12 protein-coding genes are annotated in these 15950 nt (G+C 69.5%); 2 read left to right on the forward strand and 10 right to left on the reverse strand.

Annotated elements, in window-relative coordinates; translation table 11 throughout:
• Window positions 1-103: 103 nt before the first annotated feature.
• The 6 genes from GTY58_RS13415 to dxr all read right to left on the reverse strand — a co-directional run bounded on the left by GTY58_RS13415 (window position 104) and on the right by dxr (window position 7554).
• Window positions 104-1798 (reverse strand): proline--tRNA ligase, encoded by a 1695-nt coding sequence (locus GTY58_RS13415; RefSeq protein ID WP_010983994.1) that lies wholly within the window; start codon window positions 1796-1798, stop codon window positions 104-106.
• Between the two features lie 113 nt (window positions 1799-1911).
• Entirely contained in the window at window positions 1912-2481 is a 570-nt protein-coding gene (locus GTY58_RS13420; protein ID WP_010983995.1) for a GNAT family N-acetyltransferase, read from the reverse strand.
• Window positions 2482-2638: 157 nt separating this feature from the next.
• Window positions 2639-3487, reverse strand: a complete 849-nt coding sequence (locus GTY58_RS13425; protein ID WP_037652043.1) for a GNAT family N-acetyltransferase — start codon at window positions 3485-3487, stop codon at window positions 2639-2641.
• A 183-nt stretch (window positions 3488-3670) separates the two neighbouring features.
• Window positions 3671-4828: a flavodoxin-dependent (E)-4-hydroxy-3-methylbut-2-enyl-diphosphate synthase gene (gene ispG / locus GTY58_RS13430; RefSeq protein WP_010983997.1), complete on the reverse strand. Its 1158-nt coding sequence runs from the start codon at window positions 4826-4828 to the stop codon at window positions 3671-3673.
• Between the two features lie 168 nt (window positions 4829-4996).
• Window positions 4997-6289: a site-2 protease family protein gene (locus GTY58_RS13435; RefSeq protein ID WP_171033236.1), complete on the reverse strand. Its 1293-nt coding sequence runs from the start codon at window positions 6287-6289 to the stop codon at window positions 4997-4999.
• An 8-nt stretch (window positions 6290-6297) separates the two neighbouring features.
• Complete coding sequence (dxr, locus tag GTY58_RS13440) at window positions 6298-7554, reverse strand: 1-deoxy-D-xylulose-5-phosphate reductoisomerase (RefSeq protein ID WP_037652046.1); 1257 nt, start codon at window positions 7552-7554, stop codon at window positions 6298-6300.
• Between the two features lie 189 nt (window positions 7555-7743).
• Between dxr and GTY58_RS13445 the strand changes: the two genes are divergently transcribed.
• A complete protein-coding gene (locus GTY58_RS13445) occupies window positions 7744-8193 on the forward strand; it encodes a lamin tail domain-containing protein (protein ID WP_010984000.1) in 450 nt (149 codons plus the stop codon).
• A gap of 6 nt (window positions 8194-8199) precedes the next feature.
• Here GTY58_RS13445 and secA read toward each other — a convergent pair whose 3' ends face one another.
• The 4 genes from secA to GTY58_RS13465 all read right to left on the reverse strand — a co-directional run bounded on the left by secA (window position 8200) and on the right by GTY58_RS13465 (window position 14525).
• A complete protein-coding gene (secA, locus tag GTY58_RS13450) occupies window positions 8200-10962 on the reverse strand; it encodes a preprotein translocase subunit SecA (RefSeq protein WP_010984001.1) in 2763 nt (920 codons plus the stop codon).
• Between the two features lie 97 nt (window positions 10963-11059).
• Window positions 11060-11428 (reverse strand): hypothetical protein, encoded by a 369-nt coding sequence (locus GTY58_RS13455; protein WP_042493018.1) that lies wholly within the window; start codon window positions 11426-11428, stop codon window positions 11060-11062.
• Window positions 11429-11647: 219 nt separating this feature from the next.
• Window positions 11648-13579: an acyl-CoA dehydrogenase family protein gene (locus tag GTY58_RS13460; protein ID WP_037652084.1), complete on the reverse strand. Its 1932-nt coding sequence runs from the start codon at window positions 13577-13579 to the stop codon at window positions 11648-11650.
• A 136-nt stretch (window positions 13580-13715) separates the two neighbouring features.
• Window positions 13716-14525, reverse strand: coding sequence for an endo-1,4-beta-glucanase (locus tag GTY58_RS13465; RefSeq protein WP_010984004.1), 810 nt, complete (start codon window positions 14523-14525; stop codon window positions 13716-13718).
• Window positions 14526-14749: 224 nt separating this feature from the next.
• Here GTY58_RS13465 and GTY58_RS13470 point away from each other — a divergent pair, with 224 nt between their 5' ends.
• Window positions 14750-15763: a LacI family DNA-binding transcriptional regulator gene (locus tag GTY58_RS13470; RefSeq protein ID WP_010984005.1), complete on the forward strand. Its 1014-nt coding sequence runs from the start codon at window positions 14750-14752 to the stop codon at window positions 15761-15763.
• Window positions 15764-15950 lie beyond the last annotated feature (187 nt).

The following is a 15950-nucleotide window of genomic DNA, read 5'->3' on the forward strand; positions in this document are numbered from 1 at the left end:
CTGACGTGTTGTCACGTCCTACGGGCGGGAAGCGGCCTGGGGAAGACAGTGAGGCGCCCCTGTGCCGGAAACAACTTCCCGAGGGGCGCCTTCCGTCGGACGATCACGCCGACAGGCGGGCGATCGCCTCCTCGACCGTCAGCTCCTCGCGCTCGCCGGTCTTGCGGTCCTTGAGCTCCAGGACGCCCTCGGCCGAGCGGCGCCCGGCGACCAGGATCTGCGGTACGCCGATCAGCTCGGCGTCGGTGAACTTCACGCCGGGCGAGACGCCCGCACGGTCGTCCACCAGCACCCGTACACCGGCCGCGCCCAGCTTCTCGGCGACGTCGAGCGCCAGCTCGGTCTGCAGGGCCTTGCCCGCGGCGACCACGTGGACGTCGGCCGGGGCGATCTCCTTGGGCCAGCACAGGCCCTGCTCGTCGGCCGTCTGCTCGGCGAGGGCGGCGACGGCGCGGGAGACGCCGATGCCGTAGGAGCCCATGGTGACGCGGACCGGCTTGCCCTCCTTGCCGAGGACGTCGAGCTGGAAGGCGTCGGCGTACTTGCGGCCGAGCTGGAAGATGTGGCCGATCTCGATGGCGCGGTCGAGCCTGAGGCCCGTGCCGCAGGAGGGGCAGGGGTCGCCCTCCTCGACCACGACGACGTCGAGGTAGTCGTCGACCTCGAAGTCACGGCCGGCGACGACGTTCTTCGCATGCGTGTTGATCTTGTTTGCGCCGGTGATCCAGGCCGTGCCGGGGGCCACGCGGGGGTCGGCGATGTAGCGGACCTTCTCCAGGCCCTGCGGGCCCACGTAGCCGCGTACGAGGTCGTCGCGGCCCTCGAAGTCCTCGGCCGTCACCAGTTCCACGACGGCGGGCGCGAGGTGCTCGCCCAGCTTGCCGAGGTCGACCTCGCGGTCGCCGGGGACGCCGACGGCGACGATCTCGCCGTCGGCCTTCACCAGGAGGTTCTTCAGGGTCGCCGAGGCCGGGACGCCGAGGTACTCGGCGAGGGACTCGATGGTCGGGGTGTCGGGGGTGTCCAGCTCCTCGACCGCCGGGTGCTCGACGCTCTCGACGGCCGGGGCGACGAACGTGACGGCCTCGGTGTTGGCGGCGTAGTCGCAGGCCGGGCAGTCCACGAAGGTGTCCTCGCCGGCGGGGGCCGGAGCGAGGAACTCCTCGGACGCCGAGCCGCCCATCGCGCCGGAGACGGCGGAGACGATCCGGTGGTCGAGGCCGAGGCGGTTGAAGATCTTGATGTACGCCTCGCGGTGCAGCGCGTACGACTGCGCCAGGCCCTCGTCGGCCGTGTCGAAGGAGTAGGAGTCCTTCATCAGGAACTCGCGGCCGCGCAGGATGCCGGCGCGCGGGCGGGCCTCGTCGCGGTACTTCGCCTGGATCTGGTAGAGGATCACCGGCAGGTCCTTGTAGGACGAGCACTGGTCCTTGACCAGCTGGGTGAAGATCTCCTCGTGGGTGGGGCCGAGGAGGTACTCGGCGCCCTTGCGGTCCTTGAGGCGGAACAGCTCGGGGCCGTACTCCTCCCAGCGGCCGGTCGCCTCGTAGGGCTCCTTGGGCAGCAGGGCCGGGAGCAGGACCTCCTGGCCGCCCATGGCGTCCATCTCCTCGCGGACCACGCGGGCGACGTTCTCCAGGACCTTCTTGCCCAGCGGCAGCCAGGACCAGATGCCGGCCGCGGTGCGGCGCACGTAGTCGGCGCGCACCAGCAGCTTGTGGTTGAGCGTCTCGGCGTCCGCCGGGTCGTCACGCAGTGTCTTGACCATCAAACGGGACATGCGCTGGACCTGGGCCATGATTCGACTCCTGCTGCGAAAGGGTGATGGCAAGGAGGTTAGCCGGGGGGCCGCCGTCGCCGGAAATCCGTATCCGCCGAAAAGGCCCCTTGAGCGTGCGCCGCGGACAGGTGTCAGCGGCGCCGCAGGGGCAGGGGGGCGCCCATGACGGCGTACGGCCGCGGCGCGCTGGGGAACAGGACCTGCCGCGCCAGGTCCTCGTAGCCGAGCGAGTGGTACAGCCCGCGGGCGGGGCTCTCGGTGTCGATCGCGGAGAGGATCGAGCGGGGCTCGGCGGCGCCGTCCGTGATGGTGGTGATCAGGGAGCGGCCGATGCCGTGGTTCTGGAAGTGCGGGTGGACGTGCAGCTCGGTGATCACGAAGGAGTTGTCGAGCCAGTCCTCGTGGCCCTGGCCGCGCAGATAGGGCTCGACGACGGTGGACCACCAGTGCGTACGGTCGTTCGGCATCCCGTAGACGAAGCCGACGAGCCGTCCGTCGCCGGTGGTGGCGCCGAACGCGCGGGCTCCCGGGGAGGTCAGGTGCCGCAGGACGATCTGGTGTCGTACGGCGACCTCGTCGGCGCCGAGCCCGAAGGCCACCGCCTGTACGGCGAGCGCCTCGTCGACGCGCGCGGCGAGATCCAGGAGGCCGATGACCACGTCGTCGGGGTTGTGGTGGCCCTGACCGGGAAAGCGCAGCATGCCGGCGAGACTACCGGGGCGCTTCGCTGGATGGTGCCGGGGACTGCGGGTTGTTGGTCTGCTGCGGGACAGTCGTGGCTGGTCGCGCCCGCGCGGCGGAGCCGCACGATGTCACCGCCCCGCGCCCCTGACGGGGCGGCCCTGATGAGGCCCGGTCCTAGAACAGAACGCTCATGAACGCGCCGACCTCTTGGAAGCCCACTCTTCGGTACGCGGCCCGGGCGGGGGTGTTGAAGTCGTTGACGTAGAGGCTGACGACCGGGGCGACATCGGCGAGGGCGTAGCGCAGGACGGCCGCCATGCCGGGGGCCGCGAGTCCCTGGCCCCGGTATTCGGGGGCGACCCAGACGCCCTGGATCTGGCAGGCGTGGTGGGTCGCGGCGCCGATCTCGGCCTTGAAGGCGACCTTGCCGTTGCGGTCGAGGCGGGCGAACGAGCGTCCGGAGCCGACGAGTTCGGCGACCCTGGCCTGATAGAGGAGGCCGCCGTCGCCGGCGAGCGGGGAGACACCGACCTCCTCGGTGAACATCGCCACGCACGCCGGCATGATCGTCTCCATCTCGTCCTTGCGGATGCGGCGGACGTACGGATCGGGGGCGACGTCGTCGGGCAGCCGGTCGGTGACCATGAGCGGCTGATGGGCGCGGACCTCGCGGGCCGGGCCCCAGCCGGGTTCGAGCAGCTGCCAGAGCTGGGTGGTGGGTTCGACGGGGCCGACGATGGAGGAGCAGCGGCGGCCGGCCCTGCGGGCACGGTCGGCGAAGGCGCGGACGGCCCGCGGGGTGGCGCAGATGGGGACCAGGTTGGCGCCCGCGTAGCACAGGGACGTGAGCATGCCGTCCTCGTACCAGCCCCACATCTCACCGCCGAGGCGCCAGGGGTCGAGGCCCGCGACCTGTACCCGGGAGGTCACGAAGGCGTTCGCGACCGGCTCGCGGTCGAGTACGGCGAGCGCGGCGTCCAGGTCACTCGGTTCGAGGACCCGGGTGGTGGTCTGCGTCAACACGTGCGGGGGCCTCACCCTGGGGTCTGCTGATCTCCGCACTGTACCTGGCGGAAATGGGCGACGCCGCCCGATGTCATGGGGCTCTGGTCACTCCATGTTCGAGGCGCTTCCCTCGAACAACCACGCCCCGCCACAACCAGTGTGACGGGGCGCAGGTGGCGTACGTACGCGAGGGCGCGGCTCTCAGCCGGCCACCGACACCGAGGGCTCGCCGGAGGCGATGCCGTCCGCCTCCATCTGCTCGGCGATCTTCATCGCCTCCTCGATCAGGGTCTCCACGATCTTCGACTCGGGCACCGTCTTGATGATTTCGCCCTTCACGAAGATCTGTCCCTTGCCGTTGCCGGAGGCGACGCCGAGGTCGGCCTCGCGGGCCTCCCCCGGCCCGTTGACGACGCAGCCCATGACCGCGACGCGCAGGGGCACCTCCATGCCCTCCAGACCCGCCGTGACCTCCTCGGCCAGCTTGTAGACGTCGACCTGGGCGCGTCCGCAGGACGGGCAGGAGACGATCTCCAGGCCGCGCTGGCGCAGGTTCAGCGACTCCAGGATCTGGATGCCGACCTTGATCTCCTCGACGGGGGGCGCGCTCAGCGAGACGCGGATCGTGTCGCCGATGCCCTCGCTGAGCAGCGCGCCGAAGGCGACGGCCGACTTGATCGTGCCCTGGAAGGCGGGGCCGGCCTCGGTCACGCCGAGGTGCAGCGGGTAGTCGCACTGCGCCGCCAGCTGGCGGTACGCGTTGACCATGACCACCGGGTCGTTGTGCTTGACCGAGATCTTGATGTCCCGGAAGTCGTGCTCCTCGAAGAGCGACGCCTCCCACAGCGCCGACTCGACGAGCGCCTCGGGGGTGGCCTTGCCGTACTTCTCCAGCAGCCGCCGGTCGAGCGAGCCCGCGTTGACGCCGATGCGGATCGGCGTGCCGTGCTCCTTCGCCGCCTTGGCGATCTCCTTGACCTTGTCGTCGAACTGCTTGATGTTGCCCGGGTTCACCCGGACCGCCGCGCAGCCCGCCTCGATCGCCGCGAACACGTACTTCGGCTGGAAGTGGATGTCCGCGATCACGGGGATCTGCGACTTGCGGGCGATGACCGCGAGGGCGTCCGCGTCGTCCTGCGTGGGGCAGGCCACACGGACGATCTGGCAGCCGGACGCCGTGAGCTCGGCGATCTGCTGGAGCGTGGCGCCGATGTCGGACGTACGCGTCGTCGTCATCGACTGCACCGAGACGGGTGCGTCTCCGCCCACGGCCACGGTTCCGACCTGGATCTGCCGGCTCTTCCGGCGCTCGGCGAGCTTGGTCGGAACGGACGGCATGCCGAGAGAAATCGCAGTCATCTGCTGTGCAACCCCAAGTTGTGGATCAAGGTCCGGTAGCCGGAACGGCGGGCTCCAGCCTTCGAGATTACGGCACGGGCGTACGCCGGAGCACATCACGCTCCCAAACCCACTCAATGGAAGACGGTCGGACACAGAGCGTGCCCGACCGTCACGAAATCCGGGTGACTAGGAGATTTTCACCGGGTTAACCACGTCCGCGATCAGGACCAGGATCGTGAAGCAGACGAAGATCCCGGCCACCACGTACGCGACGGGCATCAGCTTCGCCACGTCGAACGGGCCCGGGTCCGGGCGTCGCAGCACCTTCGCCGCGTTCCGGCGCAGCGACTCCCACAGGGCGCCCGCGATGTGGCCGCCGTCGAGCGGGAGCAGCGGGAGCATGTTGAACAGGAACAGCGAGAGGTTGAAGCCCGCGACGAGCATCAGCATCATCGCGATCTGCTGGGACGGCGGGATGTCCAGGGTGAAGACGTCGCCGCCGACGCGGGCCGCGCCGACCACGCCCATCGGCGAGTCCGCCTCGCGCGGGCCGTCGCCGAAGGCCGCGTCCCACAGGGCGGGGATCTTGCCCGGCAGGGAGATCAGCGACTCGACGCCGTTCTGCATCATGTCGCCCATACGGGTCACGGACTGCCCGAACGACTGCTCGACGATGCCGGAGGCGGGCGTGAAGCCGAGGAAGCCGGCGTACACGTACTTGCCCTCGACGTAGCCGCCGTTGCCGTCGGTCTTGCTGACCTGGTTCTTGATCAGGTGGGCCTTGAGGTCGAGCTGCTGCCCCTTGCGCTCCACCGTGATCGTGACGTCCTTGCCGGGGTTGGCGCGGATGTCGGACTGGAGGGCCGACCAGTCCGCGACGGCCTTGCCGTCGAACGCGACGATCTTGTCGCCGCCCTTGAGCCCGGCGGCCTTCGCGGGCGCGGCCTGGTCGCTCCGCGCGCACTTCGTCCGGTTCTCGCTCTGCTGGATGACGCAGTCCGAGACCTTGCCGACCGTGGTGGTCTGGGTGTTGACGCCGAAGGTCATCATCACGCCGAAGAAGATCACCACGGCGAGGATCAGGTTCATGAAGGGGCCCGCGAACATCACGATCACGCGCTTCCACGGCTTGCGCGTGTAGAAGAGACGGTCCTCGTCGCCGGGCCTCAGCTCCTCGAACGCGGCCGAGCGGGCGTCCTCGATCATGCCGCGGAACGGGGAGGTCGAGCGGGCCTCGATCTTTCCGTCGGATCCCGGCGGGAACATGCCGATCATGCGGATGTAGCCGCCGAGCGGCACCGCCTTGACCCCGTACTCGGTCTCGCCCTTCTTCCGCGACCAGACGGTCGGGCCGAACCCGACCATGTACTGCGGGACGCGGATGCCGAAGAGCTTGGCCGTCGACAGATGGCCCAGCTCGTGCCAGGCGATCGAGATGAGCAGGCCGATCGCGAAGACGACTATGCCGAGGATGAACATCAGGGTCGTCATGCACGAGCCTCCGCGGTCGCCGTCTGAACTGTCAGTTCCCTGGCCCGGGCACGCGCCCAGGTCTCCGCTTCGAGGACGTCCGCGACGGTCAGGGAAGTTCCCGTGCGCGGCGTGCCGTGTTCCTCGACCACTCTCGTGACGGTCTCCATGATCCCGTTGAACGGCAGCGTGCCGTTCAGGAACGCGTCGACGCACTCCTCGTTGGCGGCATTGAACACCGCCGGGGCCGTGCCCGCGAGCTGTCCCACGTGCCGGGCGAGTCCGACCGAGGGGAAGGCGTCGTTGTCGAGCGGGAAGAACTCCCAGCTCGACGCCTTCGTCCAGTCGAAGGCGGGCGCCGCGTCGGGCACGCGCTCGGGCCAGCCGAGCCCGATGGCGATCGGCCCGCGCATGTCCGGGGGCGTCGCCTGGGCCAGTGTCGATCCATCCGTGAACTCAACCATCGAGTGGACATACGACTGGGGATGCACGACCACCTCAATCCGCTCGAAGGGAATGTCGTAGAGGAGGTGCGCCTCGATGACTTCGAGTCCCTTGTTGACCAGGGTCGCGGAGTTGATCGTGATGACCGGTCCCATGGCCCAGGTGGGGTGGGCCAGGGCGTGCTCGGGCGAGACGTTCGCCAGCTCGGCCTTCGTACGCCCCCGGAAGGGGCCGCCGGAGGCGGTGACGACGAGCTTGCGCACATCGGCCCGCGTCCCGGCGGCGAGGGCCTGGAAGAGGGCGGCGTGCTCGGAGTCGACGGGAATGATCTGGCCGGGCTTGGCCAGCGCCTTCACCAGCGGGCCGCCGACGATGAGCGACTCCTTGTTGGCGAGCGCGAGCGTCCGGCCCGCCTCCAGGGCGGCCAGGGTGGGGGCCAGGCCGATGGAGCCGGTGATCCCGTTCAGGACGGTGTGGCAGTCGGAGGCGGCCAGCTGGGTGGCGGCGTCCGCCCCCGCGAGGATCTCGGGGAGCGGCTCGCCGGGGCCGTACTGCGCGGTGAGCGCTTCGCGCAGCACCGGTACGACGTCCTCGCGGGCGACCGCGACGGTGCTCACGCGCAGGCGGTGGGCCTGTTCGGCGAGCAGTCCGACCCGTCCGCCGGCGGCGGAGAGCCCGGTGACACGGAACCGGTCGGGGTTGCGCAGCACGAGGTCGATGGCCTGGGTGCCGATCGAGCCGGTGGAACCGAGGATCACGACATCCCGGACTCCGTCCACGGGGTCGAAGACGAGATGCGGGTCGGCGAGGGGGGCTGGACTGTCGGTCATCCCTCCATTGTTGCCGTAACGCGCCACGGGCAGGACAGGGCGTCCCCGTCGAGAGTCCGTCTATCACTCCGATGTGCAGAGTGCGGCGAAATCCGCCTTTGTGAAACAGCGGTGAAGATCACGTGATAGCACTGTCAGGCACTGGCCGGCGGACGACCGGCCGGCGGACGACACCCTGGGGGGACCTCCATGCGGATACGCGCTGCCCTGCCCGCGCTCGCGGGCGCCGTGGCACTCACCGGCACCATTCTCAGCACTCCGGCCGAAGCGGCCGGCGGTGTGACCATCCATCACGTCTGGTTCGACAGCCCGGGCTCCGACACCCGCTCCAACGCGAGCCTCAACGCCGAGTGGGTGCAGATCAAGAACACCGGCTCCGCCACGGTCTCGCTGAAGGGCTGGGTCCTCAAGGACGTCTCGAACCACAAGTACGTCTTCCCGGACGTCGCGATCGGCGCGGGCAAGACCGTGAAGGTGCGCACCGGCAAGGGCACCGACACCACCTCGACCAAGTACCAGAGCCGCGGCGCGTACGTCTGGAACAACACCAGCGACACCGCCACGCTCACCAAGGCGAGCGGGACCAAGGTCGACTCGTGTGCGTGGACGACACGGGACCCGAGCGACACGTACTGCTGACGGGGGCTACCTCTTGCGCCGCCGCCGGTTCCGGGACTTCCCGGGCCGGTGCGGCGGCGCTTTGTCGTGCTCGGCCGGTTCCCCGGCGGGCGCCGTCGTGAAGCGGCCCTCGACCACGCCCTCCGCGGTGTCCAGCGTCGGCGCGCTGAAGTGCAGTCCGTCGGTGGGGCGGCGGTCCAGGGCGGAGCCCTCCCCCTCCCGGCCCGTGGCGTCCAGGTTGAACACGTATCCGACGGACTCCTCCTTGATCGCCTCGGTCATCGCGCCGAACATGTCGAAGCCCTCGCGCTCGTACTCGACGATCGGCTCGCGGCCCAGCGTCCAGCGCAGGCCGATGCCGTCGCGCAGGTAGTCCATCTCGTAGAGGTGCTCGCGCCATTTGCGGTCGAGGACGGAGAGCACGACGAGGCGTTCCAGGTCGCGCAGGGCGTCGGCGCCGAGTTCCGCCTCGCGCCGCGCGTAGCGGTCGTGGACGTCCTCGGTGACCGCCGCCACGAGGTCGTCGACTGTGAGGTCGGGCCGGCCGCCGACGGAGTCCTCCAGGTCCTCGATGGTGATGCCGACCGGGTAGAGCTGCCTGAAGGCTCCCCACAGCCGCTCCAGGTCCCACTCCTCGGGGAAGCCCTCGCCGGTCTCCTGCCGGATGTACGCCTCGATGGTGTCGTCCATGAAGTGCCGGACCTGCTCGCGCAGGTCCTCACCGGCCAGGACGCGGCGGCGCTCGGCGTAGATCAGGGTGCGCTGGCGGTTGAGGACCTCGTCGAACTTCAGGACGTCCTTGCGGGACTCGAAGTGCTGCTGTTCCAGCTGGGACTGGGCGGAGGCGATGGCGCGGGTGACCATCTTGTTCTCGATCGGGACGTCGTCGGGCACGTTCGCCATCGACATCACCCGCTCGACGACCTGGGCGCGGAACAGCCGCATCAGGTCGTCCCCGAGGGAGAGGTAGAAGCGGGAGGCGCCGGGGTCGCCCTGCCGGCCGGAGCGGCCGCGCAGCTGGTTGTCGATGCGGCGCGACTCATGGCGCTCGGTGCCCAGGACGTAGAGGCCGCCGAGTTCCTTGACCTCCTCGTGCTCGGCGGCGGCCGCCCTGCCGACGCGGTCGAGTACGGCCTCGCGGTCCTCCGGCGTGGCGTCTTCGGGGAGCGCGGCGAGCGCCATCGCCTCGGGGTTGCCGCCGAGCATGATGTCGGTGCCGCGGCCGGCCATGTTGGTGGCGACGGTGACGGCGCCCCTGCGGCCGGCCTGGGCGACGATCTGGGCCTCGCGCTGGTGGTTCTTGGCGTTGAGGACCTCGTGCCGGATGCCCTGCTTCCGCAGCAGGCCGGACAGCAGCTCGGACTTCTCCACGGAGGTGGTGCCGACGAGGATCGGCTGGCCGGTCTCGTGCCGTTCGGCGATGTCGGCGAGGATCGCGGCGTACTTCGCCTCCTCGGTGCGGTAGATCTGGTCGGGGTCGTCGCGGCGGATCATGGGCCGGTTGCTCGGGATCGGCACGACGTTCAACTGGTAGATCTGGTGGAACTCGGCGGCCTCGGTCATCGCCGTGCCGGTCATGCCCGCGAGTTTCTCGTAGAGGCGGAAGAAGTTCTGCAGGGTGATCGTGGCCAGGGTCTGGTTCTCGTTCCTGACCGTCACTCCCGCCTCCGTGCCCTCCTCCGCCTCCTTCGCCTCGATCGCCTGGTGCAGCCCCTCGTTGTAGCGGCGGCCGGCCAGGATGCGGCCCGTGTGCTCGTCGACGATCAGTACCTCGCCGTCCACGACGACGTAGTCCTTGTCCTTCCTGAAGTGCTCCTTGGCCTTGAGGGCGTTGTTGAGATGCCCGATCAGCGAGGTGTGCTCGGACTCGTACAGGCTCTCGATGCCGAGCTGGTCCTGGAGGTACTCGACACCGCGGTCCAGGATCGCCACGGTGCGCTTCTTCGGGTCGTACTCGTAGTCGTGGGTGGTCCGCAGATGGGCGAGGCGGTCCTTGTCGGCCGGGGTGACGAACTGCTCCTCCTGGACCCGTACGCCCCGCATCCGCGTGACCAGCTTGGCGAAGGCCCCGTACCACTGGGTGGGCTGGTCGGCCGGGCCCGAGATGATCAGGGGCGTGCGGGCCTCGTCGATGAGGATCGAGTCGGCCTCGTCGACGATGGCGAAGTGGTGGCCGCGCTGGACGAGTTCGTCCTGCGACCAGGCCATGTTGTCGCGCAGATAGTCGAAGCCGAACTCGGTGTTGGTGCCGTAGGTGATGTCGCAGGCGTACTGCGCGCGCCGCTCGGCGGGCGTCGACTGTGACTTGATGACGCCGACGGTCAGGCCCAGGAAGCGGTACGCCCGTCCCATCCACTCGGCGTCGCGCTCGGCGAGGTAGTCGTTGACCGTGACGAGGTGGACCCCCTTGCCGGTCAGGGCGTTCAGATAGACGGGCAGGGTGCCGACCAGGGTTTTGCCCTCGCCGGTCTGCATCTCCGCGATGTTGCCGAAGTGGAGCGCCGCGCCGCCCATGAGCTGGACGTCGAAGTGACGCATGCCGAGGGTGCGCCGGGCCGCCTCGCGCATCGTGGCGAAGGCCTCGGGCAGCAGGTCGTCGAGGCTCTCGCCGTCGGCGTGGCGCCGGGTGAACTCGGGAGTGAGTGCCTGGAGTTCCTCGTCGGTCAGCGCCTTGAATTCTTCCTCCAGGGAGTTCACCTGTGCCGCGATGCGCTGCAAACGGCGCAGGATTCGCCCTTCACCGGCCCGCATGATCCTGCCGGTGATGTTGTCGAGACCGAGAACCGGCATCGGAATTACCCCCACTGACCACTCATGACCGCTCGATAAGCGCTCGATAATCACCCGGCAACCGCTCGACAAACGCTCGACAAACGCTGGACAAGCTCTAGATCGAGTCCGCCAGCATCCGGATCCAGTGGTTGGCCCGCTGGAGAATGTGGACGCCCTGCTGATTCGCCTTGATCACCTCGCGCAGTACCGGGTCCTTCGCGTACGCCACGGAGCCGCGGAACAGCTGCTGGATGACGGGCCGTTCGCCCGGCCGGCCCGCGTCCAGCAGGGCGTCGACGTCCCGCAGGTCGATCCGCCGCACCGGCATCGGGTCGAAGGTGGCGACGGGCGGCCTCGGTTCCTCGTCGACCAGGGCGAGCGCGCAGTCGTTCAGGAGGACGGCGAGCGCGTCCCGGTGCGCCTCGAAGGTCTCCGGTGCCGTCTGGCGCAGTTTCTCCGCCAGGGGCACGACCTCGTTGCGCACGGTCCGCAGGGCCTTTACCAGATCTGTCGCGTCGAGCTGGTGGCGCGCGTCCCCCCGGGCACGCGTCAGCTGTACGGAAATTCCATGACTGTGTTCTTCCCCGACACCTTGGCGCATCTGCTGTCCCCGTTCGCCATTCTGCTCATTGTTGACGCACAACTCCGGTGCGGCAAGCGGCAGAATGACGGACGGGACGACAGTTCACGGGCGGGGAAAAGGTCAGCGAATGGGGCGGTGGACGTTTTCCCGTTTCGCCGCTCCCGGGGTCGCGTCCGCGATCCACGGGCCTTCGCCGGACGGGTCGATGACCCCTTCCTCCAGCCATGCGTAGGTGCCCGACAGGACGCCCTCGACCACCTTGCGGTCGAGGTCGTCGGTGTTGGACCACAGACGGCCGAAGAGCTCCTCGACGCGGATCCGGGACTGGCGGCAGAAGGCGTCGGCGAGCTGGTACGCCTCGCGGCCGTGGTCCCCCTCCTTGCGCAGGAGTTCGGCGCGTACGCACGCCGCGCTCATCGCGAAGAGTTCCGCGCCGATGTCGACGATCCGACCGAGGAAGCCCTGTTTGGTCTCCATACGGCCCTGCCAGCGCGACATGGCGTAGAAGGTGGAGCGGGCCAGCTTGCGCGCGCCGCGTTCGACGTAGCGCAGATGCGGCGACAGGTCGACCTCGCGGCGGAACTCGCCGTACGCACCCGGGATCTGCCCCTGTCCCGCGACCAGCTTCGGCAGCCACTTGGCGTAGAACACCCCGGCGTTCGCGCCGGCCTTCGCCTTGTCGGACAGGGACTTGTCCGGGTCGATCAGATCGCCGGCCACCGAGAGATGGGCGTCCACGGCCTCGCGGGCGATCAGCAGATGCATGATCTCCGTCGAGCCCTCGAAGATGCGGTTGATGCGCAGGTCGCGCAGGATCTGCTCGGCGGGGACCGCGCGCTCGCCCCGGGCCGCGAGCGACTCGGCGGTCTCGAAGCCGCGGCCGCCGCGGATCTGGACCAGTTCGTCGGCCATCAGGCAGCCCATCTCGGAGCCGTACAGCTTGGCGAGGGCCGCCTCGATGCGGATGTCGTTGCGGTTCTCGTCCGCCATCTGCGAGGACAGGTCGACGACGGCCTCCAGCGCGAACGTCGTCGCCGCGATGAAGGAGATCTTCGCGCCGACCGCCTCGTGGAAGGCCACCGGCTTGCCCCACTGCTCGCGCGCCGCCGACCACTCGCGGGCGATCTTCAGACACCACTTGCCGGCGCCGACGCACATCGCGGGCAGGGAGAGACGGCCGGTGTTCAGCGTGGTCAGGGCGATCTTCAGGCCCGCGCCTTCCGGGCCGATGCGGTTCGCGGCCGGGACGCGGACCTGGTGGAAGCGGGTGACGCCGTTCTCGAGGCCGCGCAGGCCCATGAACGCGTTGCGGTTCTCGACCGTGATGCCCTCGGACCCGGCCTCGACGACGAAGGCGGTGATGCCGCCCTTGTGGCCCTCGGACTTCGGTACGCGGGCCATGACGACGAGCAGGTCGGCGACCACGCCGTTCGTGGTCCACAGCTTCACTCCGTCGAGCACGTAGTCGTCACCGTCCGGGACCGCGGTGGTCGCGAGCCGCGCCGGGTCGGAGCCCACGTCCGGCTCGGTCAGCAGGAAGGCGGAGATGTCGGTGCGGGCGCAGCGCGGCAGGTACGTGTCCTTCTGCTCCTGGGTGCCGAAGAGTTTCAGCGGCTGCGGTACTCCGATCGACTGATGCGCGGACAGCAGCGCGCCGAGCGCCGGGTTCGCCGAGCCGACCAGGGCGAGCGCCTTGTTGTAGTACACCTGCGTGAGGCCGAGGCCGCCGTACTTGGTGTCGATCTTCATGCCGAGGGCGCCGAGCTCCTTGAGCCCGTTGACGGTCTCGTCGGGGATCCGCGCCTCGCGCTCGATCCGGGCCGAGTCGATCTCCGTCTCGCAGAAGTCGCGCAGCTTGGCGAGGAACTCCTCGCCGCGCTGCGCGTCCTCGTCGGCGGGCATCGGGTGCGGATGGATCAGGTCGAGCCGGAAGCGGCCGAGGAACAGCTCCTTGGCGAAGCTGGGCTTGCGCCAGTCCTGTTCACGCGCGGCCTCGGCGACCTGACGCGCCTCACGTTCAGTGACCGTTGGCTGGTGGGGTGTGGCGGACATGAGGCTCACCTCGCCGCGAATAGGGATCTTGGGCGTGTTCGTTACCGACCGGTGCTACTCGATCGTATGTACCCGATTACGGGCTGCCCCACCAGTCTTCGCGCAGCGTTCGCCGGATGCGCGCCGACTACGCCAGTCAGCCGATGTCCACCGAGTACGCCTTGGTGTCCAGTCGGCCCGCGCCCTTGAAGACCTCGGTGCCCGCCTCGATGCCGGAGACGTACTTGTCGTCGCTCAGCAGCTTGCGGCGGACCAGGGCCTGGGTGAAGTCGTCCAGGTCGAGCGTGGCCTTGGTGGTGTTCGTACGCCGTACGAAGGAGTACACCTTCCAGCCGATGTCGCCCTGGTAGATGTCCCACATCGCGCCGCCGAGGCTGACGCTGCCGTACTTGGTGCCCAGCGGGCCCGCGCCGCCCTGGCGGTTGAGCCAGACCATGATCTCGTCGGTGGGCTGGTCCTGCCAGTCCGCGTTGTTCTTGGCGTGCAGCCACAGGTCGTACGCGACGTTCATCGTGCCGGGACCGGCGCCGACCGAGAAGTCCCAGGTGGTCCTCACGCTCTTGCGGTCGCCCACCCGGACGGGCAGACCCGTCGCCGCCTTGTCCGCCTTCCAGCCCCAGTGCCAGCCGAGGACACTGCTCGCGTAGGACTTCACGTCGTAGTCGTGCCCGGCGGAGTTGTTGGCCCAGGAGTAGTCCGTGCCCCAGGAGATCGTGGAGCCGGACCGGGAGTCGTCCCAGACGCACTGGGTGCCGGTGGCCTTGTCCTGGCCCCAGAGGTTGTTGTTCACGTAGTACTTGCCGAGCGTGATCGTGTCGAAGGCCGCGCACTTCTTGCCGGTCTCGCCCGCCTGGGCGACGGTGACGCCGGCGGCGGCCGCGAGGACGACCGTGGTGGCGACCAGGGCCCTCGCCTTCTTGGACAGGCGCGGTCTGCGATGCTGCATCAGGGGTCCTTCCGGGGGACGGTCTGCTTACGCCCCTCAGTGGCCGCCGGATCTTCCGGAGGTTGCCACGGCCGGCGTGGAAATTGTGCCCGGAATTAATTGTCGAAGCGCTTCGACAGCCTATGGACAGCCCTTCCTCGCCGAGCTACTGTCGAGCCACCCTCACTCCCCTTATCCGCAATGCGCGCACTGTCGAAGCGCTTCACACAAGCTTGGAGAGCTGGATGGTCACCCTCGCCGAGGTCGCCCAGCACGCCGGAGTCTCGGCGAGCACGGTGAGCTATGTCCTCAGCGGCAAGCGGTCCATCTCCGTGGGCACCCGCCGGCGGGTCGAGCAGAGCATCCAGGAGCTCGGCTACCACCCGAACGCGGGGGCCCGCGCCCTGGCGAGCAGCAGGTCGAACATCATCGCGCTGATGATCCCGCTCCGCACGGACATGTACGTCCCCGTGATGATGGAGATCGCCATCGCGGTGGCGACCAGCGCCCGCACCCACGGGTACGACGTGCTGCTGCTCACCGGCGAGGAGGGTCCCGACGCGGTGCGCCGGGTCACGGGCAGCGGGCTCGCCGACGCGATGATCCTGATGGACGTCGAGCTCGACGACGAGCGGCTGCCGCTGCTGCGCAGCACCGACCAGCCGTCCGTGCTCATCGGACTGCCCGCCGACACCTCCGGACTGACCTGCGTCGACCTGGACTTCGGCGCGACGGGCGCCCTGTGCGCCGGGCATCTGGCGACGCTCGGCCACCGTGACATCGCTGTCATCGGCGAGGCGCCCGCGGTCTACGAACGGCACACGGGCTTCGCCGAGCGCACCCTCGACGGGCTCCGCTCCCGCTCGCGGGAGCTGGGCCTGCGCGTGCTGCACCGGCCGTGCGAGGGCGGCTACGACGCGATGGCCCTGACGCTCGCCCGGATCTTCGACGAGCGCCCGAGCACCACGGGGTTCGTCGTGCAGAACGAGTCCGCCGTGGAACCGCTGCTCGCGCTGCTGCGCCGGCAGGGACGGGCCGTACCCGAGGACGTCTCCGTGATCGCCATCTGCCCGGACCAGGTCGCCACGCAGGCCTCGGTGCGGCTGACGTCCGTGGCCATCCCGGCCCAGGAGATGGGACGGCACGCGGTGGAGCACCTGGTCGCGAAGCTGAACGGGCACGGCGAGGACGAAGTCGTGCTGATCGCACCCGAGCTGACGGTACGGGCGAGCACGGGACCGGCACCGACCGCCGCCTGACCCGCCACCGCCCCGCTCGACCGCCGCGCCTCACACCCGACCGCCTCCTCCCTCACCCACCGCCGCCCCACTCGACCGCGCGCCCCCACCTGACCGCCCGACCGCCGCGCCCCCGCCTGACCGCCGCGTCTCCAGCCTGACCGCCGCGTCTCCAGCCTGACCGCCGCGCCACTCCAGGGCACCCCCA

This window comes from Streptomyces sp. SID5469 (assembly GCF_009862865.1).
Taxonomy (GTDB): domain Bacteria; phylum Actinomycetota; class Actinomycetes; order Streptomycetales; family Streptomycetaceae; genus Streptomyces; species Streptomyces avermitilis.

Bases quoted from the DNA above. Each gene is read 5' to 3' on its own strand.
- GTY58_RS13415 (WP_010983994.1), bottom strand. From the start codon at position 1,798: ATGGCCCAGGTCCAGCGCATGTCCCGTTTGATGGTCAAGACACTGCGT.
- GTY58_RS13420 (WP_010983995.1), bottom strand. From the start codon at position 2,481: ATGCTGCGCTTTCCCGGTCAGGGCCACCACAACCCCGACGACGTGGTC.
- ispG (WP_010983997.1), bottom strand. From the start codon at position 4,828: ATGACTGCGATTTCTCTCGGCATGCCGTCCGTTCCGACCAAGCTCGCC.
- GTY58_RS13435 (WP_171033236.1), bottom strand. From the start codon at position 6,289: ATGTTCATCCTCGGCATAGTCGTCTTCGCGATCGGCCTGCTCATCTCG.
- dxr (WP_037652046.1), bottom strand. From the start codon at position 7,554: ATGACCGACAGTCCAGCCCCCCTCGCCGACCCGCATCTCGTCTTCGAC.
- GTY58_RS13445 (WP_010984000.1), top strand. From the start codon at position 7,744: ATGCGGATACGCGCTGCCCTGCCCGCGCTCGCGGGCGCCGTGGCACTC.
- secA (WP_010984001.1), bottom strand. From the start codon at position 10,962: ATGCCGGTTCTCGGTCTCGACAACATCACCGGCAGGATCATGCGGGCC.
- GTY58_RS13460 (WP_037652084.1), bottom strand. From the start codon at position 13,579: ATGTCCGCCACACCCCACCAGCCAACGGTCACTGAACGTGAGGCGCGT.
- GTY58_RS13465 (WP_010984004.1), bottom strand. From the start codon at position 14,525: ATGCAGCATCGCAGACCGCGCCTGTCCAAGAAGGCGAGGGCCCTGGTC.
- GTY58_RS13470 (WP_010984005.1), top strand. From the start codon at position 14,750: ATGGTCACCCTCGCCGAGGTCGCCCAGCACGCCGGAGTCTCGGCGAGC.